We start from the raw sequence: 20,889 nt of genomic DNA, 5'->3' as shown, positions 1-20,889 counted from the left end.
CATGACAGCCTTGGTCGTGCCCGACTACGATGAAGCTATTGCGTTCTTCACGGACGCGCTCGGATTCGTAGTTGCGGAAGATACCGATCTCGGTGGAGGCAAGCGCTGGGTGGTTGTCGGCGGAGAGAATGGCGCCAAGCTGCTCCTTGCGAAAGCCGCAAGTGACGAGCAGCGCAGTGTCATTGGCAACCAAACCGGAGGCCGGGTAGGCTGGTTTCTCCACACTGACAATTTCGCTACTGCGCACGACCGCATGCGTGCATGGGGTATCGAGTTTACCGATGGTCCGCGCGATGAAACCTACGGCAAGGTCGCAGTCTTTAGCGATCCCTGGGGCAACCGCTGGGACCTGATCGAACCGAGAATGGCAGCATGACTGACGAAGTAATTATAGAGAAGCACGAGCGGGTCGGGCATATCTCGCTCAACCGGCCCAAAGCGCTTCATGCGCTGACGCTGGAAATGTGCCACGCGATGAGCGCGGCTTTGAGCGAATGGGCCGATGATGACAGCCTCGAAGCCGTTATCCTCGACCACCATGACGGGCGAGGGTTCTGTGCCGGAGGCGATATTGCGTTCCTGCGCAATTCTGCGCTCAACGATGGCGGCGTATCGGGACGCAAGTTCTTCCACGACGAATACCAGCTCAACCACCAGATGTTCACCTATGGCAAGCCGATCGTGGCTTTCATGGACGGCATCACAATGGGCGGCGGCGTAGGCATTTCGCAGCCGTGCAAGTTCCGCGTCGCGACCGAGAACACCCGCTTTGCCATGCCGGAGACGGGCATCGGCCTGTTCCCCGATGTCGGTGGCGGTTGGTACCTTTCACGGCTCGGCGGACGGATGGGGCAATTTCTCGCGCTGACCGGTGCGCGGCTCGATGGCTCCGAATGCCTGTGGACCGGCCTTGCGACGCATTACGTGCCGAGCGAGATGCTGGGCGAGATCAAGGCCCGGATCATAGAACACCCCGATCGCATCGCGGGTATCCTCTCTGAACCGGTCGGAACCCCGCCCAAGGCCCGGATCGAAGGCAATGCCGACAAGATCATCAAGCACTTTGCTTCCGATCGCTATGAGGACATTCTTGCTTCGCTTGAGGCAGCAATGGGCGAAGACGACTGGGCGATGAAGGAACGCGATACGCTTGGTACCAAGAGCCCGCAGACCTGCAAGGTGGCGTTGCGGCAGCTGGCCGAGAGCGCGCAGCTGACCGATTTCGCCGACAATATGCGGATGGAATACCGCATCGCCAGCCGCGTGCTGACCCGTCCCGATTTCGCCGAGGGCGTGCGCGCGGTGATCGTCGACAAGAGCAATGATCCGAAGTGGGACCCGGCGACCCCCGAAGGCGTGACCGACGCGCTGCTGGACGAGATATTCGCACCCCTGCCCGAAGGCGAGGAGTGGGTGCCGCTGAAGTAGATACTAGCCGGATTGCTCCCCTTCCTCGTCATTGCGAGCGAAGCGAAGCAATCCAGAGCGGATCGCGCGCAACTCTGGATTGCCGCGTCGCTTCGCTCCTCGCAATGACGGATATGGAGTTGAAATGAGCTACGAAACCATCCTGACCGAAACCGATAGCGCGGTGACGATCATCACGCTCAACCGCCCGCAGGCCTTGAACGCACTGTCGAGCGTAGTACTGGACGAACTGATCGACGCCTTCGCCGCTTACCAGGCCGATGACAGCCAGCTGTGTGCAATCCTGACCGGGAGCGGCGACAAGGCCTTTGCCGCCGGGGCCGACATCAAGGAAATGTCCGACAAGGCCGCCGCTGACTTCTACCTCGAGGACTTTTTCGGCAAGTGGACCAGCCACATCGTCAAGACGACGCGCAAGCCGTGGATCGCCGCGGTCAACGGCTTCGCGCTGGGCGGCGGGTGCGAACTCGCCATGATGGCCGACTTCATCATTGCTTCGGAGAATGCCAGGTTCGGCCAGCCGGAAATCAAGCTCGGCGTCGCGCCCGGCATGGGCGGCAGCCAGCGGCTGACCCGCGCCATCGGCAAGTCCAAGGCAATGGAAATGTGCCTCACCGGCCGGATGATGGGCGCCGAAGAAGCCGAACGCAGCAACCTTGTTGCAAAGGTCGTACCGCATGACGAGCTGATGACCGAAGCGAAGAAAACCGCAACGCTGATCGCCTCGATGCCGCCGATGGCCGCGATCGCCAACAAGGAGATGGTCAACAGCGCTTTCGAGATGACGCTTGACCAGGGCCTGACCCAGGAACGCCGCCTGTTCCAGATCCTTACGGCCAGCGAAGACAAGGCCGAAGGCATGGCCGCCTTCATCGAGAAGCGCGAAGGCAACTGGAAGGGGCGGTGAGAGTATTTCTGCGCACCTCGTCATTGCGAGGAGCGTAGCGACGAAGCAATCCAGCTTCAGACCGTGCCAATAGCAAAGGTCACTGGATTGCCGCGCGGCTTCGCCGCTCGCAATGACGGATTGGAGACTGACATGAAGATCGGCTTTATCGGCCTCGGCAACATGGGCGGCGGGATGGCCGCGAACCTCGTCAAGGCGGGACATGCGGTGCAGGCCTTTGACTTGAGCGAAACGGCCATCGCCCATGCGTGCGAGGCGGGTTGCACCACCTTCGGCAGCGCGAAGGAGGCCGTCGAGGGCGTCGATGCCGTGGTCTCGATGCTGCCCAATGGCGCAATCGTGAAGGGTGTCTACACCAATGAAGTGATCGGCCATGCCCCGGCCGGTGCGGTGCTGCTCGATTGCTCCACCATCGATGTCGCCACCGCGCGCGAAGTGATCGCTGCGGCGGACGCCGGCGGATATGAGATGGTCGATGCCCCCGTCAGCGGCGGGATCGCGGCGGCCAATGGCGGCACGCTGACCTTCATGGTCGGCGGTACCGACAGCGCCTTCGCCCGCGCCAAACCGATCCTCGAAGCCATGGGCAAGGCCGTGATCCACGCCGGAGACGCCGGCAACGGCCAGGCTGCCAAGATCTGCAACAACATGCTGCTGGGCATCCACATGATCGGAACCTGCGAGGCCTTCAAGATGGCCGAGAAGCTGGGGCTCGACCCGCAGACCTTCTACGACATTTCCTCGGTCAGCTCGGGCCAGTGCTGGTCGATGACGAGCTATTGCCCGGTGCCCGGCGTCGGCCCGCAGTCGCCGTCCGACAATGACTACCAGGGCGGTTTCGCCACCGCGCTGATGCTGAAGGACCTGCGGTTGGCAATGGAAGCGGCGGAGAGCGCCGATGCGGCGACTCCGATGGGTGCGCGGGCGGCTTCGCTGTACGAAGACTTCGCTGGCGCAGGCAATGGCGGGCTCGATTTCAGCGCCATTATCAAGATGCTTTAACTCGCTGCGCTTACGCGCAGGGCACCCGAAGCCACTTTGGCCAACCCGCCTCCCCACCCGGCCACCAATGATACCATCAGGCTATGGTGGCCGGGTGGGGAGGCGGGGTCGTAAGGGCAAGGTTTGCATCCGGCAAACCGCAAAAAACGGGTGCACCGTGACCGCAACGGCTTTGGTTTTGGGCGACCCAAAGGACGCGAGGCAGCCACGATGCGGCTACAGCTGTAACCATTAACGCCGCTGCCTGCCAGTTATCTTTGTAGGTATTACCTACTTTTTACTGTATCGGATCGGATCTCGGAAAGGATGGTGTCGAGCCACGTCCTCGGTGCCTGCCTGCGACCGATATCGGCGACAAATTCCTGCCCGCGCGCCACGCTCCTGATCCGCTTGCCGGAAAGCCAGCGGTCGGCCCGGTCGTGATAGCTGAGACCGCCGGGCTTCAGCCACGCCGGTCGCCGCCACAGGCTGGGCGGCCCACCGGGCACAGTCAGGCGCAGGACATCGCAGGCCTGCCCTGCGGTCGCTCCCTTCCCGCAATAGATGACATCGTTCTTCGCGTGCATCCCCAGTGCGTGCGGATGTCCCAGCATCGCCAGCTCTTGCCTGCGGTGATCGCTGCAGTGCGACAGGTCGACGATCTCTTCGATCCGCAAATAGCCGAAGATGCGGTGATGCGGTTCACCGCTGTCTTCTTCGCGAAAGAGGCCGAAGAACAGGAACACATCGCCCTCGCCTACGCCGCGGTTGGCAAGGTGCGTCTGCGCCGCGCTACATTGGCCGAACAGGCATGTGTCATCGTCGAGGAACATGGGATCGTGGTGGCAATGGTCGTCAGTGCCGAGCTTGCCCCGGCTGGCGCGGTGCACGGCTCCCCCCAGGCCAAGATCGGCATAGGTCGTCTGCGACCAGCCGGCGCTGGGTATGGGCAAAGAAACCGGGCACCCATCGATAATCGGGGAAGCCCCGCCACCGGCGGCGCTGTCGAAACCCTTGCGGCTAAAGATGATACGCATACGAGAAACTTTGTTACCGCCCCTGGAGATTACCGCGTTTGCCTAACGCCACGCATAGGCTAGGAAGCCGCGCCATGACCATCTTCGCCGCATATCACCTGATCGGGCTGTAAGCACGCATGCGGCGCATCTTCAAGAACATGGGCTGGCTCCTGGGAGGGCGCGGCTTCAACGCGGTGCTGAGCCTCGTTTACCTCGCGCTTGCCACCCGCACGCTGGGTCTCGACGGATTCGGCTATTTCGCGATCATCGTCGCGCTGGGCCAGACCGTGACGGGGTTGGTCAATTTCCAGACCTGGCAGTTTGTGGTCCGTTGGGGAGCGGGGCCGGACGGACCGGCGCGCGCGGCAGGTTTTGCCGTGGGGCTGGATCTGCTGTCTGCATTCGTCGGAATCGTCGCATCGGCGTTATTGGTCCTGACCGCGCAGCTGTGGCTGCCCTTGCCCGACGAATTGCTGTGGGTGGCGTTCGGCTATTGTGTGGTCTCGCTGCTGTCGATCCGCTCGACCCCCACCGGCCTCTTGCGACTCCGTTTCCAGTATGCCCGCGCCACTGCCGCCGAAGCGGTGCAGCCGCTGATCCGCGCCGTGGGTGCGGGGCTGGCTGTGCTGTTCATGCCGACGGTGACCGGCTTCATCCTCGCATGGGCAGCCTCCGAAGTCGCAGTGGCCGCCGCGTTGTGGATCGCCGCGCTCAAGCAAGAGCGATTGGACCTCAGCGAAGTCAGCCTCACGACCATCCCGCGCGAACACCCCGGGACATGGCGCTTTGTCCTTTCCACCAATGCCCTTGGCAGCCTGCAGGTGGCTGGCAAGCAGGTGATGATCCTGCTCGTCGGTGCGATTGGAGGCGAGGCCTTTGCCGGTGGTTTCAGGGTTGCCAGCCAGCTGGGGCAAGCGCTGGTGCAGCTGGCGCAGACTGTCTCCAAGGCGATCTACCCAGAGCTCGTCCACGCGCAGGAACGCGCAGCGGAGATTGCCCGGCGCATGGCCAACGTGGCCCTGATCGGTGGAGTCATCGCCGTGGCCGTTGCAATCCTTGCGGGTCGAGAGGCGCTGGCGCTGATCGCCGGCGAAGAATTTGGGGTGGTCTACTGGGCAATGGTCATCCTAGCCATCGGCGGCGCGGTGGAACTGGTCGGAGCGAGCCTCGAATCACTGCTGGTCAGCGCCGGGCGCGCGGGGACTGCCTTCATCGTCCGCGCGGTGCCGATGGCGATTGCCTTTGCCCTGCTCGACGTGGCGATGGGCTGGCAGGGCCTCAAAGGCGCGGCGCTCTGCATGCTCGGCGCCAGCGCGCTGGCCGTGATCGGCTTCTGGGTCGCGATCCTCAGCCAGGCCAGCATTCGAATCGAACTGGACAGCGACGAGGGTGCTACCGGCGAGAAGCAGGCGGCGGAATAGCCGCCCACCCTTACCCTTCTTCGCCCGGTTCCCATGCCAGCACCGGCTTGCGCGCGGCGGTCGTTTCGTCGAGCCGGCGGCGGGGCGAGTAATACGGCGCCTGCTTGAGGCTTTCGTCCCCGGCCTTGGCCCGTTCGGCCACGCTGCGGAAGGCGGCGATGAACTGGTCGAGCGCGGCCTTGCTCTCGGTCTCGGTGGGTTCGACCAGCATCGCGCCATGCACCACCAGCGGGAAATAGACCGTCATCGGGTGGTAGCCTTCGTCGATCAGCCCCTTGGCGAGGTCCAGCGTCGAAAGCCCCTCGGCAAAGCCTTTGTCGCTGAACAGCGCTTCGTGCATGCACGGGCCACTGTGCGCGAAGGGGGCGTCGAGCACGTCCTCGAGGCTGCGCAGGATGTAATTGGCGTTGAGGACCGCGTCCTCGGCCACCTGGCGCAGACCATCGGCACCATGGCTGAGGATATAGGTCAGCGCGCGGGTGAACATGCCCATCTGGCCATGGAAAGCAGTCATGCGGCCAAAGCTCTGCATCCTCCCGCCGAAGTGCTCCTGCGAGAAAGCCTCAGCGCCTTCTTCCTCGACCAAATGCACCACGCCGTCCGCCGTGCGGGCGGTATAGGGCAGCGGGCCGAACGGGCTGAGCGCTTCGCTCAGCACCACCGGTCCCGAGCCGGGGCCACCGCCGCCGTGCGGGGTGGAAAAGGTCTTGTGCAGATTGATATGCATGGCATCGACGCCCAGGTCGCCCGGGCGCACCTTGCCGACGATGGCGTTGAAGTTGGCGCCGTCGCAATAGACGAAGCCGCCGGCCTCATGGACCGCGTCGGAGATCGCCTTCAGGTCGCGTTCGAACAGGCCGAGCGTCGATGGATTGGTGATCATCACCGCGGCCACATCAGGACCGAGACGGGCCTTGAGCGCATCGAGATCAACGCGGCCATCGGCATTGGCGGGGATGTTCTCGATCCGGTAGCCGGCGAAAGCGGCGGTGGCGGGATTGGTGCCATGCGCGCTTTCCGGCACGAGGACGACTTCGCGCGCATCGCCGCGCGCTTCCAATGCGGCACGGATGCAGAGGATCCCGCACAGCTCGCCGTGCGCGCCGGCCTTGGGGCTCATCGCCACGCCGTGCATGCCGGTAAGGTCGATCAGCCAGAACGCCAGCTCGTTGATCACTTCCAGCGCGCCGCGCACGGTATCGACCGGCTGCAGCGGGTGGACATCGGCAAAGCCGGGCATCCGCGCGACCTTCTCGTTGAGGCGCGGATTGTGCTTCATCGTGCAGCTGCCGAGCGGGAACAGGCCGAGGTCGATGGCATAGTTCTGACGGCTGAGACGGGTATAGTGACGAACGGTCTCCGGCTCGGTCAGGCCGACGAGGCCGATCGGATCGGTCCGCTCGAAGCCGCCAAGACGGGCCGAGGTCTCGCCCGACGGCTCGGGCAGGTCGACCCCGGTGTTGTCGGCCCGGCCGATCTCGAACAGCAGCGGTTCTTCCAGCATCAGCGCGCGGTTGCCGGTGGTGGTGGCGGGCCCGTGATGCATCCCGTCTTCGCTCGCGGGCGTCATTTCGGGCTTCCAGCCGGAGGCGTTCGGGGCGTTCATGCCAGTTCTCCCTCGAGCGCTGCGGCCAGCGTTTCGATGTCTTCCTCGGTCGTGGTCTCCGTCACAGCGACCAGCAGCGCTTCATCGAGCCCGCCCGACTGCGGGAACAGCCGGCCGAGTGAGACACCTGCGAGCACGCCCTTTTCCGCCAGCTCGCGCACCAGCTGGCGCGCATCGCGGCCGACAGTGATGGCGAATTCGTTGAAGAAGGTGTCGTTGAGCACAGTCACGCCCGGCACCTTTGCCAGCCGGTCAGCGGCAAGGCATGCGAGCCGGTGGTTCTCCGCCGCCAGTCGCCTGAGGCCCTTCTCGCCCAGCAGTGTCATGTGGACGCTGAAGGCCAGCGCGCACAGGCCGGAATTGGTGCAGATATTGGAAGTCGCCTTCTCGCGGCGGATGTGCTGCTCGCGGGTCGAGAGCGTCAGCACGAAGCCGCGCTTGCCCTCGGCATCGACGGTCTCGCCGCACAGCCGCCCCGGCATCTGGCGGACATGCTTCTTGTCGCGCACTGCGAACAGGCCGAGGTAGGGCCCGCCGAATTGCAGCCCGACGCCCAGCGCCTGGCCTTCGCCGACGACGATATCGGCACCCAGCTCACCCGGCGACTTGATCATGCCCAGCGCCACCGGCTCGGTGTTGACCGCGATCAGCAGCGCGCCCTTGGCATGCGCGGCCTTGGCGATCTCTTCCAGGTCGGGAATGCGACCGAGGATATCGGGATACTGCACGACGACGCAGCTGGTGTTCTCGTCGATCCGCTCGATCAGCTTGGAATTGTCCGGCGCGGGGCGCAGCACCAGCGGCGCATCGGCGATCTCGTCCTCGGTGAATTTCGCCATGGTCCGCACTACCTCGGCATAATGCGGGTGCAGCACGCCCGAGAGCACGACGCGCTTGCGCCGCGTGACGCGCCCGGCCATCGCCACCGCTTCCCAGCACGCGGTCGAGCCATCGTACATCGAGGCATTGGCGACTTCGCAGCCATAGAGCTTGGCCACCTGGGTCTGGAACTCGAACAGCATCTGCAGCGTGCCCTGCGCGATTTCGGGCTGGTAAGGCGTGTAAGCGGTGAGGAACTCGCCGCGCTGGATGATGTGATCGACGCTGGCCGGGACATGGTGGCGATAGGCCCCTGCCCCCAGGAAAAACGCCGCATCCGCCGCCGCCAGGTTCTTCTTGGATAGCCTCCGCATATGCTTCTCGACCGCCATCTCGCTGGCGTGCAGCGGCAGGCCGGCGATGGGGCCGGAGAGCCGCGCTTCCTCGGGCACATCGACGAACAGGTCGTCGATCGAGGACGCGCCGATGGTGGCGAGCATGTCGCTGCGGTCGGTATCGGTCAGGGGCAGGTAACGCATGATTTCAATTCCTTATCCCCTACCGCTTGCGGGAGGGGAGCGAGATTTGGGCCGCGAAGCGGTCTTAGTCGCAGCGGGGTGGGCCTATCGGCCCATGCCCACCCCTGACCCCTCCCGCGAGCGGGAGGGGAAAAATCACAACTCGTCGCAGAATGCCTTGTAGGCCTTGGCGTCCATCAGCCCTTCGAGCTCGGACGTGTCGGAGACGGTCAGGCGGAAGAACCAGCCTTCTTCTTCGGGCGAAGTGTTGACCAGCGCGGGGTCCTCTTCCAGCGCGGCGTTGGCTTCCATCACTTCGCCGCTGAGCGGGGCGTAGACGTCGCTGGCGGCCTTGACGCTTTCGACCACTGCAGCCTCGCCGCCCTTTTCGACCATTCGGCCGACCTCGGGCAATTCGACGAAGACGATATCGCCCAACTGTTCCTGCGCGTAATCGGTGATGCCGACCGTCGCGAGGTCGCCCTCGAGATCGATCCATTCGTGTTCATCGGTAAAATAACGAGCCATGCTTATTTCCCCCGGTAGTAGCGGTGCGGTACGAATGGCATCGGCACGACCGTGGCCGGCAGACGCTTGGAACGGACTTCGATTTCGAGCTGGGTGCCCTCGGCGGCGTAGGCCACATCGACATAGGCCATCGCGATCGGATAGCCGAGCGTTGGCGAATGGCCGCCGCTGGTGACGGTTCCTACCCTGGTATCCCCTACGAACACCTCGGCTCCCTCACGTGCAGGCATGCGACCTTCGAGTTTCAGGCCGACCCACTTGCGCGCGGTGCCTTGCGCGATCTCGCGGTTGATGCGGTCGGCACCGGGATAGCCGCCTTCCGTGCGGCGGCGCTTGTTGATGCCGAAAATGAGCCCCGCCTCGATCGGCGAAGTCTCGGGCGAGAGGTCATGGCCGTAGAGTGGCAACCCGGCCTCGAGGCGCAGGCTGTCGCGCGCACCGAGACCAATTGGCTTCACTTCGGGCTCGCCGCACAGCAGCGTGGCGATCTCCTCCGCAGCGGCGGCGGGCAGCGAGATCTCGAACCCGTCCTCGCCTGTGTAGCCGGCGCGGGCGATGGTGACATCGTGCCCGGCGAGCGTGAATCGACCGAACTTCATGAAGGTCAGCGCGGAGAGCGGGTATTCGCCCTGCGCATGGCGCTCCAGCGCGGCGAACGCCTTGGGCCCCTGCAGCGCGAGCAACGCGTGTTCGTCCATGTGGTGGAGCGTGATCTCGTCCGGCAAATGTTCGCGCAAATGGCCGATATCGTCCCACTTGGTCGCGCCATTGACGACAAGATAGAGCGCTTCGGGCCAGCGCGAGACCATCAGGTCGTCGAGCACCCCGCCCTCTTCGTCGAGCAGCAGCGAATAGCGCTGCTGGCCGAGCTTCAGCGTCGAGAGGTCGATCGGCAGCACCGCTTCGACCGCCGCGTCCAGATCGGGACCGGACAACAGTAGCTGCCCCATATGCGACACATCGAACAGGCCGGCGCTGGTGCGGGTCCAATCGTGCTCGGCGACGATACCTTCATACTGGATCGGCATCTCGTAGCCGGCGAAGGGCACCATCCGCGCACCTTGCGCCCGGTGCCAGGCGTCGAGCGGCAGCGTGCCTAGCTCAATCACTTCGTCTTCGGTTTCACTATCGCTCAAAATCAGTCCCCGACTCAGCCGCGCTCCGGGATGGATCGCCGCACCGCCCCCTCTGTCGGGAAACCTGAGAGCATCACGCGCCTTGTGCAGCGCGCTTCCTCCTTCGGTGGCTCACGCCATGCGGCGCGGGCGCTTTCCAGAGTGTCTCAACGCATCGCGGTCCTTTTGCCTGAGAGATTCCGGGGCGGTTGCTCCTTCGGCGCCGCTTGGCTGCTTCCAGCCGCGCGACCTCTCCCGCAAATGCGTCCCGGATTCGCATCCGGGCGACCCCTTCCCCGTCGCTCAAAAGCGCCCGCCGGTCAATCGCCGATGATGCATTGCAGCATGATTTTTCACCCGCAAACCCGCAGAATTCTGCGGTTTTGTAAGCAAGACATACGAAATCAGGCTGTATTGAGCCAGATCAGGTAGAGCGCAGACAGCACGATCCACACCCCGCCTGCGGTCTTGAGCTTGCGCGGCCCCAGCCATAGCGCAATCGGACGGGCCAGTATGGCCCCCAGCATGGCTCCGGGTGCTGCGAGCAGCACGATATCCCAGGCAATGATCCCGGCTTGCTGGTTAACCAGCGTCCCGGCAATCATGCTGATGGAGGAGATCACGCAGGCGGTCCCGACCGCCAGCACCATCGGGAAATGGCGCAGGAACAGGTAGAAGGCGACGAGCTCGCCGATCCCGACCGAGAACAGCGCGGTGATGAAGCCGCCGGGAATGGCGAGGCCCGCCAGCACCAGAAAATCGACCGCGGTCAGTGCGCGACGTTCGGGCAGGTCGCGGTTGACAGTCCACGTGGCGATGATCAGCGCGAGCCCCAACACCACCGAGAACGCCTTGTAAGCCAGCAGCACCGTGCGACCGTCGACCTGCACCAGCAATTGTGTGCCCAGTTGCAGCGGCAGCGAGATCGCCAGCACCAGCAGGCACACCGCGCCATAATCGCAGATGCGAACCGGAGCATCGTGCCCGCCTTCGGGCATGATTGGCTGGTGCAACAGCCGGTCGGTCCAGCGCAGCGCGCCCATGCTCATGCCGAAGGCCTGGATACCCATGGAAATCGCCGTCACGCGCAGCGGATCGAGGCTCCATCCGCCCAGCTCACGCAAGGCGTTGAACACCGGGATAAAGACCACCCCGCCACCGGTTCCGCTGGCATTGGCGATTATCGCCCCGATCACCCCCACCCCGGGCACGAACCACAGGTCAGTCCATGTCGACGAATCCTTCGCCACCACGGCAAAGGTCAGCGCATAGGCTGCCAGCAGCCCGGCGATACCGAGCCAGAGGAGCCGGGAGGGATGCGGCATGGTCAGAGCCATTGGTCCGCCATTTCCAGATCCGGCGGATAGAAGTTGAGATATTGCACCAGCCGCGGTCGATCCGCCCGGTTGGGGCTGGCCCCATGCGGCAAGTCCTGCCGCCAGATCACGAGGTCCCCGACCCTACCCGGAACGCAGACGGCCTCGTCCGAAAGATCGACCTCACGCGGCAACTGTCCATCCAGATTGTCGAGCCACGCGTCCAGCCGGTGGTGAAAGCCCGGCACGCAACGAAAGGCCCCGTGGTCGGTGCTCGTGTCGGTGAGGTAGAGCAGCGCCTGCGTTGCGAAAGGGATGGGACGCGCCAGGCTGACGTCCCAGTGCAAGTCGCTGCCCTTGAACGCGCTGTGCTCAGTCACGGGCGGGTTGAAGCCCAACTGGTCGATCGTTACCCACAGGTCGCTCCGCCCCCACAGCTGCGCGAAGGCTTTCCGCACACGGGGCGAGCGCCGCCCGACTTCCAGCGCCGGGTGCTGGTAAACCGGCACCATGATGCCCTCCGCACCCTTACCGTACCAGCTGACGGGTTCGTCGGCGCAGGCGTCGAGAAAGTCCCAGACCAGCCGCGCGACTTCTGCGCAGGCCTCGCGCGAAATTGCGTCATGCAAGATGACATAGCCGTCGCGCTCCCATTGCGTGAGATCCGCTTCGCTCAGGACATTCGGCAAGCGGTCGATATCCGGTTCGGTTGACCGTGCAGCTGCATGCGCTTCCACCGCCGCATTGTAACGAACGACCAGATCCGGGTCCGGCATGCCGGCGGTTTCGATCACCCACTGTTCGAACTCTTCCTGCGTCGGGCGCGCCCGGGCGAGGAAGTCGAACGCCTGCCGGTTGCCCAGCCCCAGCGTATCGAGCAGCAGGCGTGTGGTAATTTCCGGCAGCGGCTCACCCCCGGCGACGAAGGCGCGTCGCAGGTCATCCAGATGCGCGATCCGCGGCAAGGCCGCCGTGACGCTCAATCGAGATTGGGACGTAGCCATCGCTCAGCGGTTGCCAGATCGACCCCGCGACGGCGAGCATAATCTTCGAGCTGGTCACGCCCGATCCGGGCCACCCCGAAATACTGGCTTTCAGGATGGCCGAAGTAAAACCCGCTGACCGCCGCCGTGGGAAACATCGCGAAGCTCTCAGTCAGGGTCAGCCCGGCATTGGCGGGCGCATCGAGCAGGTCGAACAGGATCGGCTTGAGCGAATGATCCGGGCAGGCCGGATAGCCCGGTGCCGGGCGGATGCCGCGATATTGCTCCTTGATCAGGGCCTCGTTGGTCAGCTGCTCGCCCGGGGCATAGCCCCACAGGTCGGTGCGGACATGCTGGTGCAGCCGCTCGGCAAAGGCTTCGGCAAAGCGATCCGCCAGAGCCTTGAGCAAGATGTCCGAATAGTCGTCCTTCTCGGCCTGGAACCGCGCAGAGTGCGGCTCGATCCCGTGGATGCCGACCGCGAAGCCGCCGATCCAGTCGCCCGCCGGGTCAATGAAATCGGCCAAGCAGAAATTGGCCCGGTCACGGCTTTTCTTGACCTGCTGGCGCAAGAACGGGAGCACGACATGCTCTTCCTGCTCGGCCAGGTGGATCGTCACATCGTCGCCGTCCCGCGCACAGGGCCAGAAGCCACACACACCCCTGGCGGTCAGCCATTTCTCCTCGACGACCCGGTCCAGCATCGCCTGCGCATCGGCGTAGAGACTGCGGGCTGCTTCGCCCACGACCTCGTCATCCAGGATGCGCGGGTAAGTGCCGTGCAGCTCCCAGGCGCGGAAGAACGGGGTCCAGTCAATGCATTCGCGCAGGTCCGCCAGCGACCAGTCGTCGAACACGTGAATGCCCGGTTTGTCCGGCGGGGCGGCCTTGTCGCTGAGATAGGCGTCGTAATAATTGGCGCGAGCCTCCTCGAGCGTGAAGAGCTCGCTCTGCCCCTTGCCTTCGCGGACATCGCGCACGTGCTGGTAATCGCTGGCAGTGCTCTCGACGAACTCATCGCGCTGGGTGTCGGACAGCAACCGGCTAGCCACCCCGACCGCGCGGCTGGCATCGAGGACATGGATCACAGGGCCATCATAGGCGGGATCGATGCGCAGCGCAGTGTGGACTTTGCTGGTGGTCGCGCCGCCGATCAGCAACGGCATGGTCATGCCCGCGCGCTGCATTTCCTCGGCCACGGTCACCATCTCGTCGAGCGACGGGGTAATGAGGCCCGATAGCCCGATCATGTCGGCATCGTTTTCGACCGCGGCCTTGAGGATATCCTGCCACGGCACCATCACGCCGAGGTCGATCACTTCATAGCCGTTGCACTGCAGCACCACGCCGACGATGTTCTTCCCGATATCGTGGACGTCGCCTTTCACTGTGGCCATGATGATGGTGCCCTTGGCCTTGGCCCCCTCTTCCTTCTCCGCTTCGATGAAGGGGATCAGGTGCGCCACGGCCTTCTTCATCACACGGGCCGATTTCACCACCTGCGGCAGGAACATCTTGCCGCTGCCGAACAGGTCGCCGACGACGTTCATCCCGTCCATCAGCGGACCTTCGATGACTTCGATGGGCCGGCCGCCGCCGGCTTCCAGCGCCGCGCGGGCTTCCTCGGTATCGTCGACCACATGCGCGTCGATGCCCTTGACCAGCGCATGTTCGAGCCGCCGCTCGACCGGCCAGCCGCGCCATTCCTCGGCTTCCTTCTCGGCCTTGGCGTCCCTGCCCTTGTAGCTTTCGGCGAGTTCGATCAGCCGCTCGGTCGCATCCGAACGGCGGCACAGGATCACGTCCTCGCACGCGTCGCGCAGGGTGGCGTCGATATCGTCATAGATGTCGAGCTGCCCGGCATTGACGATCGCCATGTCGAGCCCGGCGGGGATGGCGTGATAAAGGAACACAGAGTGCATCGCCCGACGCACGGTTTCGTTGCCGCGGAAGCTGAAGGAAAGATTGGAGAGCCCGCCCGAAGTCTTGGCATGCGGGCACAGCGCCTTGATCTCCTGCACAGCTTCGATGAAGTCGAGACCGTAGCGATCATGCTCCTCGATCCCCGTCGCCACGGCAAAGATATTGGGATCGAAGATGATGTCTTCCGGCGGAAAGCCGATGCCGGTCAGCAGCGCGTAAGCACGCTGGCAGATCTCCACCTTGCGCGCCTTCGTGTCGGCCTGGCCCGTTTCGTCGAAGGCCATGACGACCACCGCTGCGCCATAATCCATGCACTTGCGGGCATGTTCCAGGAACGGCTCCTCGCCTTCCTTCATGCTGATCGAATTGACGATCGGCTTGCCGCTGACGCACTTGAGGCCCGCTTCGATCACATCGAACTTCGAGCTGTCGATCATAACCGGCACGCGGGCGATATCGGGCTCTGCAGCGATCAGCTTGAGGAAGGTCGTCATCGCCTTCTCGGCGTCGAGCAGGCCCTCGTCCATGTTGACGTCGATCACCTGCGCGCCGTTCTCGACCTGCTGGCGGGCGACTTCGACGGCCTTGGCATAGTCGTCCGCCATGATCAGCTTCTTGAACGCGGCCGAACCGGTGACATTGGTGCGCTCGCCGACATTGACGAAACGGGCACCCGTTTCCTTTGGTGTTTGTGCGGTCATGTCAGGCAGCAATCGTAAAGGGTTCGAGACCGGCTAGCCGCATTTCCGGCTCCGCAGCCGGGATCGCGCGCACGGGCATTCCGCCGATTGCCCTGGCAATCGCCGCGATATGTTCAGGCGTCGAGCCGCAGCAGCCGCCGAGGATATTGGCGCGACCGTTTTCGGCCCAGTCCCGCAGGAAGCTGGCGGTGGTCTCCGGCAGCTCGTCATATTGCCCCAGATCATTGGGCAGTCCGGCGTTGGGATAGGCCATCAGCAAAGCATCGGCGATGCGCGAGAGCAGCTGGACATGTGGCCGCAATTGCTCGGCTCCGAAGCTGCAATTGAGCCCGATGGTGACCGGCTTCGCATGGCGGACCGTGTACCAGAAGGCCTCGACCGTATGGCCCGAGAGGTTGCGACCCGACAGGTCGGTCAGCGTTAGCGAGATCATCAGCGGGATATCCTCGCCGCGCTCGCGCTCAAGCTGCTTCACCGCCATGATCGCTGCCTTGCAATTGAGCGTGTCGAACACTGTCTCAATGAGGATGAAGTCCGCTCCGCCTTCAAGCAGTGCGACAGCCTGTTCGCGATAGACTTCGACGATCTCGTCGAAGCTGACTTCGCGAAAGCCGGGATCCTCCACATCGGGGCTGAGCGAGAGGGTCTTGTTGGTCGGCCCCATCGCTCCGCACACGAAGCGTTCGATGCCGTCCTTCGCGCTGGCCTCATCACAGGCAGCGCGGATGATGCGTGCGGCGGCGACATTGATCTCATGTACCAGAGCCTCGGCACCATAGTCGGCCTGGCTGATCCGGTTGGCATTGAAGGTATTGGTCGCCAGCACCGTTGCCCCGGCGGCGATATAGCTGTCGCAGATCGCGCGAATGACCTGCGGCTGGGTCAGGTTGACCAGGTCGTTGTTGCCCTTTTGGTCCTGCGCCAGCCCGGTGTCGCCGGCATAGTCTTCCGGTGCCAACCCTGCTCGCTGGATTTCCGTGCCATAGGGTCCATCCTTGACCAGCAGCTGCCGGGAAGCTGCCGCCTGCAACCGTTCACGCGGAGTCATGCAGCGGTCTCCTTGGGGCGCAGGCCCAGCATGTGACAGGTGGCGTAGGACAGTTCGGAGCGGTTGAGCGTGTAGAAGTGGAAGTCCCGCACTTGTTCGGCATAGAGGCGACGGCAGAACTCGGCTGTGACAGTCGCTGCCACCAGCTCGCGGGCATGCGGCATGGCATCGAGCCCGGCGAACAGGTCGGCAAACCATTCGGGTAGCTCCGCTCCGCACGCGTTGGCGAAGCTCTGCGTCCGTTCGAAATTGGTGACGGGCAGGATTCCGGGGATGACCTGCTTGTCGAGTCCCGCCGCCGCAGCACGATCGCGAAACCGGAAGAAGCTCTGCGATTGGAAGAAGAACTGCGTGATCGCCCGGTCGGCACCAGCGTCGAACTTCCGCTTGAGATTGTCGAGGTCCGCCACTTCGTCGGGCGAGTCCGGGTGCGTTTCAGGATAGGCGGCGACTGAAATCTCGAACGGATGCAGCCTCTTGAGGCCGGCTACCAATTCCGCCGCATTGGCATAGCCATCGGGGTGCGGTTCGAATTTCGTGCCCGGGGGACCACCGTCGCCGCGCAGCGCGACGATGTGGCGGATGCCCGCTTCCCAGAACTCGTCGGCGATCCGGTCGGTCTCGGCCTTGGAGGCACCCACGCAAGTCAGGTGCGCCGCGACCGGGGCCTTTACCTCGCGGTTCATGCGTGCGGCCACTTCACGGCTTCGTGCGCGGGTCGATCCGCCCGCACCATAGGTCAGCGAGACGAAGTCGGGATCGAGCGTGGCAAGGCTGTGCAGGCACGCCATCAGGTTTTCCTCGCCCTTGGGGGTCTTGGGCGGGAAGAATTCGAACGACACGCGCACATCGCCCGGCAGCCCGGCAAACAACGGGGTCTCGGCGAACCGGAGCGACTGATGCGGATATTGGTGGGGGGCCATTGGAGCCTCAGTCCTGCGCTTCGAGACAGCGGGATTTGCGACGTTCACCGAGCCAGACCTTGGTCACTAGCGCATCACCTTCAAGCGCCACGGGCCTAGCTGGGGTGAACGCTGCGTCGCGCAGGAGCGACTGCATCTGGCGGTCACTGAATCCGAGCCGCGCATGCTGGAACCGTTCACGCAGTTCCTCGCGGGAATGGGCAGCGAAATCGACGATGACGATGCGGCCACCAGGCTTGAGCACCCGTGCCGCTTCGGCCAGCGCGCGTTCCGGTTCCTGCGCGAAATGCAGGACCTGGTGCAACACGACTGTTTCAAACCGCTCATCGGCAAAGGGCAAGGCATGGAAATCCCCCTGAACCAGTTCCACCCGTTCAGCCGGCAGGTGCTGCAGCTTCGCCCGCGCCACGCGGAGCATCTCCAGGCTCTTGTCGAGCGCAACAATGTGGTCGGCGCTGTCCGCGAACAGTTCGGCCATGCGCCCCGTTCCAGTGCCGATATCGAGCAAAGTGCCAGGTGGCTTTCCACGCAATGCCGCAAGCATGGCAGCTTCGACCGCTTCGTCGGGCGTATGCATGCGCCGGAGTTCATCCCACTTGTCGGCGTGGGTCGCGAACCAGTCAGCCGCTCCGGCCTCGCGAAGGCGACGGATCGCAGTCAGATGGCGGCGATCCTCTTCGCATTGCTGGCGGAATTCTTCGTCATCGGCTTCGCCAGCCGACAGCAGGCGGGCAACCGCTTCTCCCAGCGCGCCGGCCTCTGCATCGGCAAGCCTCGCCCGCAGGAATACCCAGCTGCCTTCACGCCGACGTTCGGCCAAGCCCGCATCGCAAAGGATCGCCACGTGGCGCGAAACCCGCGGCTGACTTTGCCCCAGCACCTGAGCGAGTTCGCCCACGGCCAGTTCCATGGTGCCCAGCAGCTGCATGATGCGCAGCCGGGTCTGGTCCGCCAAGGCGCGAGTGGTTGCCTCCATGTTCATTTCCAATTTCATATAAAGATATTGTTATATGTGCAAGTCCGCTTCGGCACTGTCTCCCGCGGCGCAGCAGTGGTAGGCGCAGGAGTCTAGAGAGGAAGCAAACCCATGGATTATGTACAGTTCGGCAATTCCGGCCTTGCCGTTTCGCGCCTGTGCCTTGGCTGCATGAGCTTTGGCGATGCTGCCGCCGAAGGCCATGACTGGACACTGAGCGAGGACGAATCGCGCCCGTTCTTCCGCCAGGCACTCGAGGCCGGGATCAACTTCTTCGACACCGCCAATGCCTATTCCGGCGGTACCAGTGAGGAGATTACCGGCAAGCTGTTGAAGGAAATGGCCAACCGCGACGAGATCGTGATCGCCACCAAGGGCTTCTTCCGCTGGCGGCAGGCGCCCAACACGGGAGGGCTGTCGGCCAAGGCGCTGATCCATGCAGTCGATGACAGCCTGCGCAGGCTCGGCACCGACTACATTGACCTCTACCAGATCCATCGGCTCGACCCGCGCACGCCAATGGAAGAGATCGTCGAAACTCTTGATGCGATCGTGCGCAGCGGTAAGGTCCGTTATGTCGGCGCCTCCAGCATGTATGCGTGGCAGTTCCAGAAAATGCTCCACATCGCCGAGCGCGGCGGTTTCAAGAGATTCATTTCCATGCAGAACTACGTCAACCTGCTCTATCGCGAGGAAGAGCGCGAGATGCTGCCGCTATGCCGCGACCAGGGCATCGCCGTCATGCCGTGGAGCCCGTTGGCGCGCGGCGTTCTGGCCCGTCCGGCGCAGGCCGGCGGCACGAAACGGGCGGACACCGACCGCCTGATCCCTGCGCTCTACAAACGCACCGAAGAAGCCGACCGCGCGGTGATTAATGCGGTCGAACAGATTGCCGGGGCGCGCGGCGTGCCGATGGCGCAGGTGGCGCTGGCCTGGGTCTTGCAGAAGGAAGGCGTGACCAGCCCGATCGTCGGCGCGACCAAGCAGAAGCATATCGAAGACGCAGTTGCCGCGCTCGACCTGGATTTGACGATCGACGAAGTTGACGCATTGGAAGCCAACTATGTGCCACACGAAGTGACCGGCATGTTCGATATGCCGGTGCCGCAATTGTCAGTCACGGTAAGGGGTTAAAGCGGCAGCCCGACATAATTCTCGGCGATCGTTGTCTGCGCAGCGCGGCTGGAAGCGATGTAGTCGAGTTCCGCCCGCTGCATTTCGCGTTCGAACGCACTGTCTTCGGGGAAACGATGCATGAGGTTGGTCAGTGACCAGCTGAACCGTTCCGATTTCCACACCCGTGCCAAGGCCTTTCGCGAGTACTCATCGACCGCATCGCTGTCACCCTTCCTGAAGTAGGCGATCAGTGCAGTGGAGGCATAATGGACATCGCTGGCGGCAAGGTTCAGGCCCTTGGCCCCTGTTGGCGGCACGATGTGGGCGCTGTCCCCGACCAGCAGCAGCCGCCCCTCCCGCATCGGTTCGAAAACGAACGACCGCAGCGGTGCGATCGATTTCTCGATAGCAGGGCCTCTCTGCATATTGGCAGCAGCACCCGGCCCCAGACGCAGCGCCAATTCGTCCCAAAGCCGCTCGTCGGGCCAGTCGTTGATGTCCTCCGTTACTGGAACCTGGATGTAATAGCGGCTGCGGGTGGTTGATCGCATCGAGGCCAGCGCGAAACCGTTGGCGTGGTTGGAGTAGATCAATTCCTCGTTGCAGGGAGGCACGTCGGACAGGATTCCCAGCCACCCGAACGGATAGACCCTTTCATAGCTCCTGCCTGCGGCTGCCATCGCTTTTCGCGATACTCCATGAAACCCGTCACATCCGCACACGAATTCGGCATCGATCCTTTCCTCCCGTCCCTCTGCCGAGACGAAAGTGACATAGGGTCGGTCTGTATGGTGATCATGGATCGCGACGTCGCTGGCCTCGTAGTGAATCTCCAGCCCGCGCTCCGGCGCAGCATCCATCAGGTCACGCGTAAGCTCGGTCTGGCCATAGACCGTTACCTGTTGTCCGACGAGATCCTGCAAATCGATCCGGATCAGCCGGTCGCCGTCGGAAAGGTTGAAGCCCGCATGCAAGAGCCCTTCAGACTTCAGCCGCGCGTCAAGGCCGACCTGCTCGACCAGGTCGACTGTGGTTTTCTCCAGCACGCCAGCGCGAATCCGGCCAAGGACGTAATCAGCGCTGGCCCGCTCGACGACAACCACATCGATCCCTTCGGCACGCAAGCGGTGCCCCAGCAACAGCCCTGCCGGCCCAGCCCCAACGATTGCGACCTTTGTCTTCATCAGTGAAACCCCCATTCCGAGCATCTGGAAATCGCTTGCGACCCCGCACAGAATGCCCTTCTCGGCCCCATACCCTAATTCTTAATTGCCGTCGGCTGCCCCGAAGCATGATTTGGTACGCAATGTCGACCTTCTTGTTGCAAGGCGAGCCACTGAAGGCAGAGCCAAGAGCACGACCCGATTGCTCACCTGGCCCCACCAAAGCGAGTCCCGACACGTGGGACGCGAGAGGGACGAACGCAGTCCGTCCAACCGCACGCTCGTGCAAGCAACGACACCGATCGAATTGCCACCAATGGAAGGAATGAAGCGCTGGTGCGCTTACGGGAACCGAATTTCTCGTCTAAAATACTGATAAATCAATGGGTTCAGCGACT

At 63.6% G+C, this 20,889-nt stretch carries 18 protein-coding genes and 1 riboswitch; of the genes, 6 read left to right on the top strand and 12 right to left on the bottom strand.

What is annotated here, in order from left to right; all coding sequences use genetic code 11:
• The first annotated feature begins 1 nt into the window (after position 1).
• From QPW08_RS14470 to mmsB, 4 genes are all read left to right on the top strand, one after another.
• Positions 2-376: a VOC family protein gene (locus QPW08_RS14470; RefSeq protein ID WP_284126618.1), complete on the top strand. Its 375-nt coding sequence runs from the start codon at positions 2-4 to the stop codon at positions 374-376.
• A complete protein-coding gene (locus QPW08_RS14465; RefSeq protein ID WP_284126617.1) occupies positions 373-1,428 on the top strand; it encodes an enoyl-CoA hydratase/isomerase family protein in 1,056 nt (351 codons plus the stop codon). The genes QPW08_RS14470 and QPW08_RS14465 overlap by 4 nt, the downstream gene beginning before the upstream one ends.
• Before the next feature lie 124 nt (positions 1,429-1,552).
• On the top strand, positions 1,553-2,335 hold the full coding sequence (locus tag QPW08_RS14460) for an enoyl-CoA hydratase-related protein (RefSeq protein ID WP_284126616.1): 783 nt from the start codon (positions 1,553-1,555) through the stop codon (positions 2,333-2,335).
• A gap of 132 nt (positions 2,336-2,467) precedes the next feature.
• A complete protein-coding gene (mmsB, locus tag QPW08_RS14455) occupies positions 2,468-3,337 on the top strand; it encodes a 3-hydroxyisobutyrate dehydrogenase (protein ID WP_284126615.1) in 870 nt (289 codons plus the stop codon).
• A 266-nt stretch (positions 3,338-3,603) separates the two neighbouring features.
• On the opposite strand, the gene QPW08_RS14450 is transcribed toward mmsB, so the two are convergent.
• A complete protein-coding gene (locus QPW08_RS14450; protein WP_284126614.1) occupies positions 3,604-4,353 on the bottom strand; it encodes an Nmad3 family putative nucleotide modification protein in 750 nt (249 codons plus the stop codon).
• Positions 4,354-4,472: 119 nt separating this feature from the next.
• Here QPW08_RS14450 and QPW08_RS14445 point away from each other — a divergent pair, with 119 nt between their 5' ends.
• Complete coding sequence (locus QPW08_RS14445; protein WP_284126613.1) at positions 4,473-5,756, top strand: lipopolysaccharide biosynthesis protein; 1,284 nt, start codon at positions 4,473-4,475, stop codon at positions 5,754-5,756.
• A gap of 10 nt (positions 5,757-5,766) precedes the next feature.
• Here the strand turns inward: QPW08_RS14445 and gcvPB are convergent, their stop codons facing one another.
• The 10 genes from gcvPB to QPW08_RS14395 all read right to left on the bottom strand — a co-directional run bounded on the left by gcvPB (position 5,767) and on the right by QPW08_RS14395 (position 18,218).
• Entirely contained in the window at positions 5,767-7,362 is a 1,596-nt protein-coding gene (gene gcvPB / locus QPW08_RS14440) for an aminomethyl-transferring glycine dehydrogenase subunit GcvPB (RefSeq protein WP_284126612.1), read from the bottom strand.
• Positions 7,359-8,720, bottom strand: a complete 1,362-nt coding sequence (gene gcvPA, locus QPW08_RS14435; RefSeq protein WP_284126611.1) for an aminomethyl-transferring glycine dehydrogenase subunit GcvPA — start codon at positions 8,718-8,720, stop codon at positions 7,359-7,361. The genes gcvPB and gcvPA overlap by 4 nt, the downstream gene beginning before the upstream one ends.
• Positions 8,721-8,855: 135 nt before the next feature.
• Positions 8,856-9,227 (bottom strand): glycine cleavage system protein GcvH, encoded by a 372-nt coding sequence (gcvH, locus tag QPW08_RS14430; RefSeq protein ID WP_284126610.1) that lies wholly within the window; start codon positions 9,225-9,227, stop codon positions 8,856-8,858.
• Positions 9,228-9,229: 2 nt separating this feature from the next.
• On the bottom strand, positions 9,230-10,363 hold the full coding sequence (gcvT, locus tag QPW08_RS14425; RefSeq protein WP_284126609.1) for a glycine cleavage system aminomethyltransferase GcvT: 1,134 nt from the start codon (positions 10,361-10,363) through the stop codon (positions 9,230-9,232).
• 147 nt (positions 10,364-10,510) lie between these two features.
• A riboswitch (glycine riboswitch) is annotated at positions 10,511-10,610 on the bottom strand.
• 136 nt (positions 10,611-10,746) lie between these two features.
• The gene (locus QPW08_RS14420; RefSeq protein ID WP_284126608.1) at positions 10,747-11,679 is read right to left on the bottom strand and encodes a sulfite exporter TauE/SafE family protein; all 933 of its coding nucleotides are present in this window, start codon (positions 11,677-11,679) and stop codon (positions 10,747-10,749) included.
• On the bottom strand, positions 11,670-12,641 hold the full coding sequence (locus QPW08_RS14415; protein ID WP_284126607.1) for a phytanoyl-CoA dioxygenase family protein: 972 nt from the start codon (positions 12,639-12,641) through the stop codon (positions 11,670-11,672). The genes QPW08_RS14420 and QPW08_RS14415 overlap by 10 nt, the downstream gene beginning before the upstream one ends.
• Positions 12,638-15,265, bottom strand: coding sequence for a methionine synthase (gene metH, locus QPW08_RS14410; protein ID WP_284126606.1), 2,628 nt, complete (start codon positions 15,263-15,265; stop codon positions 12,638-12,640). The genes QPW08_RS14415 and metH overlap by 4 nt, the downstream gene beginning before the upstream one ends.
• A gap of 1 nt (position 15,266) precedes the next feature.
• Entirely contained in the window at positions 15,267-16,313 is a 1,047-nt protein-coding gene (locus tag QPW08_RS14405) for a homocysteine S-methyltransferase family protein (RefSeq protein ID WP_284126605.1), read from the bottom strand.
• Complete coding sequence (metF, locus tag QPW08_RS14400; RefSeq protein ID WP_284126604.1) at positions 16,310-17,236, bottom strand: methylenetetrahydrofolate reductase [NAD(P)H]; 927 nt, start codon at positions 17,234-17,236, stop codon at positions 16,310-16,312. The genes QPW08_RS14405 and metF overlap by 4 nt, the downstream gene beginning before the upstream one ends.
• Positions 17,237-17,243: 7 nt before the next feature.
• Entirely contained in the window at positions 17,244-18,218 is a 975-nt protein-coding gene (locus QPW08_RS14395; RefSeq protein ID WP_284126603.1) for an ArsR/SmtB family transcription factor, read from the bottom strand.
• A gap of 105 nt (positions 18,219-18,323) precedes the next feature.
• Here QPW08_RS14395 and QPW08_RS14390 point away from each other — a divergent pair, with 105 nt between their 5' ends.
• Complete coding sequence (locus tag QPW08_RS14390) at positions 18,324-19,346, top strand: aldo/keto reductase (RefSeq protein WP_284126602.1); 1,023 nt, start codon at positions 18,324-18,326, stop codon at positions 19,344-19,346.
• Here QPW08_RS14390 and pobA read toward each other — a convergent pair.
• Entirely contained in the window at positions 19,343-20,512 is a 1,170-nt protein-coding gene (pobA, locus tag QPW08_RS14385; RefSeq protein ID WP_284126601.1) for a 4-hydroxybenzoate 3-monooxygenase, read from the bottom strand. The genes QPW08_RS14390 and pobA overlap by 4 nt on opposite strands.
• Positions 20,513-20,889 lie beyond the last annotated feature (377 nt).

The sequence above is a fragment of the Parerythrobacter aestuarii genome (assembly GCF_030140925.1).
Classification (GTDB): domain Bacteria; phylum Pseudomonadota; class Alphaproteobacteria; order Sphingomonadales; family Sphingomonadaceae; genus Parerythrobacter; species Parerythrobacter aestuarii.
Note: the sequence above shows the minus strand (reverse complement) of the source record. Positions and strands in the feature narration are given on the sequence as shown.

Coding starts and splice junctions, on each gene's coding strand:
- QPW08_RS14470 (WP_284126618.1), top strand. CDS start 2: ATGACAGCCTTGGTCGTGCCCGACTACGATGAAGCTATTGCGTTCTTC.
- QPW08_RS14465 (WP_284126617.1), top strand. CDS start 373: ATGACTGACGAAGTAATTATAGAGAAGCACGAGCGGGTCGGGCATATC.
- QPW08_RS14460 (WP_284126616.1), top strand. CDS start 1,553: ATGAGCTACGAAACCATCCTGACCGAAACCGATAGCGCGGTGACGATC.
- mmsB (WP_284126615.1), top strand. CDS start 2,468: ATGAAGATCGGCTTTATCGGCCTCGGCAACATGGGCGGCGGGATGGCC.
- QPW08_RS14450 (WP_284126614.1), bottom strand. CDS start 4,353: ATGCGTATCATCTTTAGCCGCAAGGGTTTCGACAGCGCCGCCGGTGGC.
- QPW08_RS14445 (WP_284126613.1), top strand. CDS start 4,473: ATGCGGCGCATCTTCAAGAACATGGGCTGGCTCCTGGGAGGGCGCGGC.
- gcvPB (WP_284126612.1), bottom strand. CDS start 7,362: ATGAACGCCCCGAACGCCTCCGGCTGGAAGCCCGAAATGACGCCCGCG.
- gcvPA (WP_284126611.1), bottom strand. CDS start 8,720: ATGCGTTACCTGCCCCTGACCGATACCGACCGCAGCGACATGCTCGCC.
- gcvH (WP_284126610.1), bottom strand. CDS start 9,227: ATGGCTCGTTATTTTACCGATGAACACGAATGGATCGATCTCGAGGGC.
- QPW08_RS14420 (WP_284126608.1), bottom strand. CDS start 11,679: ATGGCTCTGACCATGCCGCATCCCTCCCGGCTCCTCTGGCTCGGTATC.
- metH (WP_284126606.1), bottom strand. CDS start 15,265: ATGACCGCACAAACACCAAAGGAAACGGGTGCCCGTTTCGTCAATGTC.
- QPW08_RS14405 (WP_284126605.1), bottom strand. CDS start 16,313: ATGACTCCGCGTGAACGGTTGCAGGCGGCAGCTTCCCGGCAGCTGCTG.
- metF (WP_284126604.1), bottom strand. CDS start 17,236: ATGGCCCCCCACCAATATCCGCATCAGTCGCTCCGGTTCGCCGAGACC.
- QPW08_RS14395 (WP_284126603.1), bottom strand. CDS start 18,218: ATGAACATGGAGGCAACCACTCGCGCCTTGGCGGACCAGACCCGGCTG.
- QPW08_RS14390 (WP_284126602.1), top strand. CDS start 18,324: ATGGATTATGTACAGTTCGGCAATTCCGGCCTTGCCGTTTCGCGCCTG.
- pobA (WP_284126601.1), bottom strand. CDS start 20,512: ATGAAGACAAAGGTCGCAATCGTTGGGGCTGGGCCGGCAGGGCTGTTG.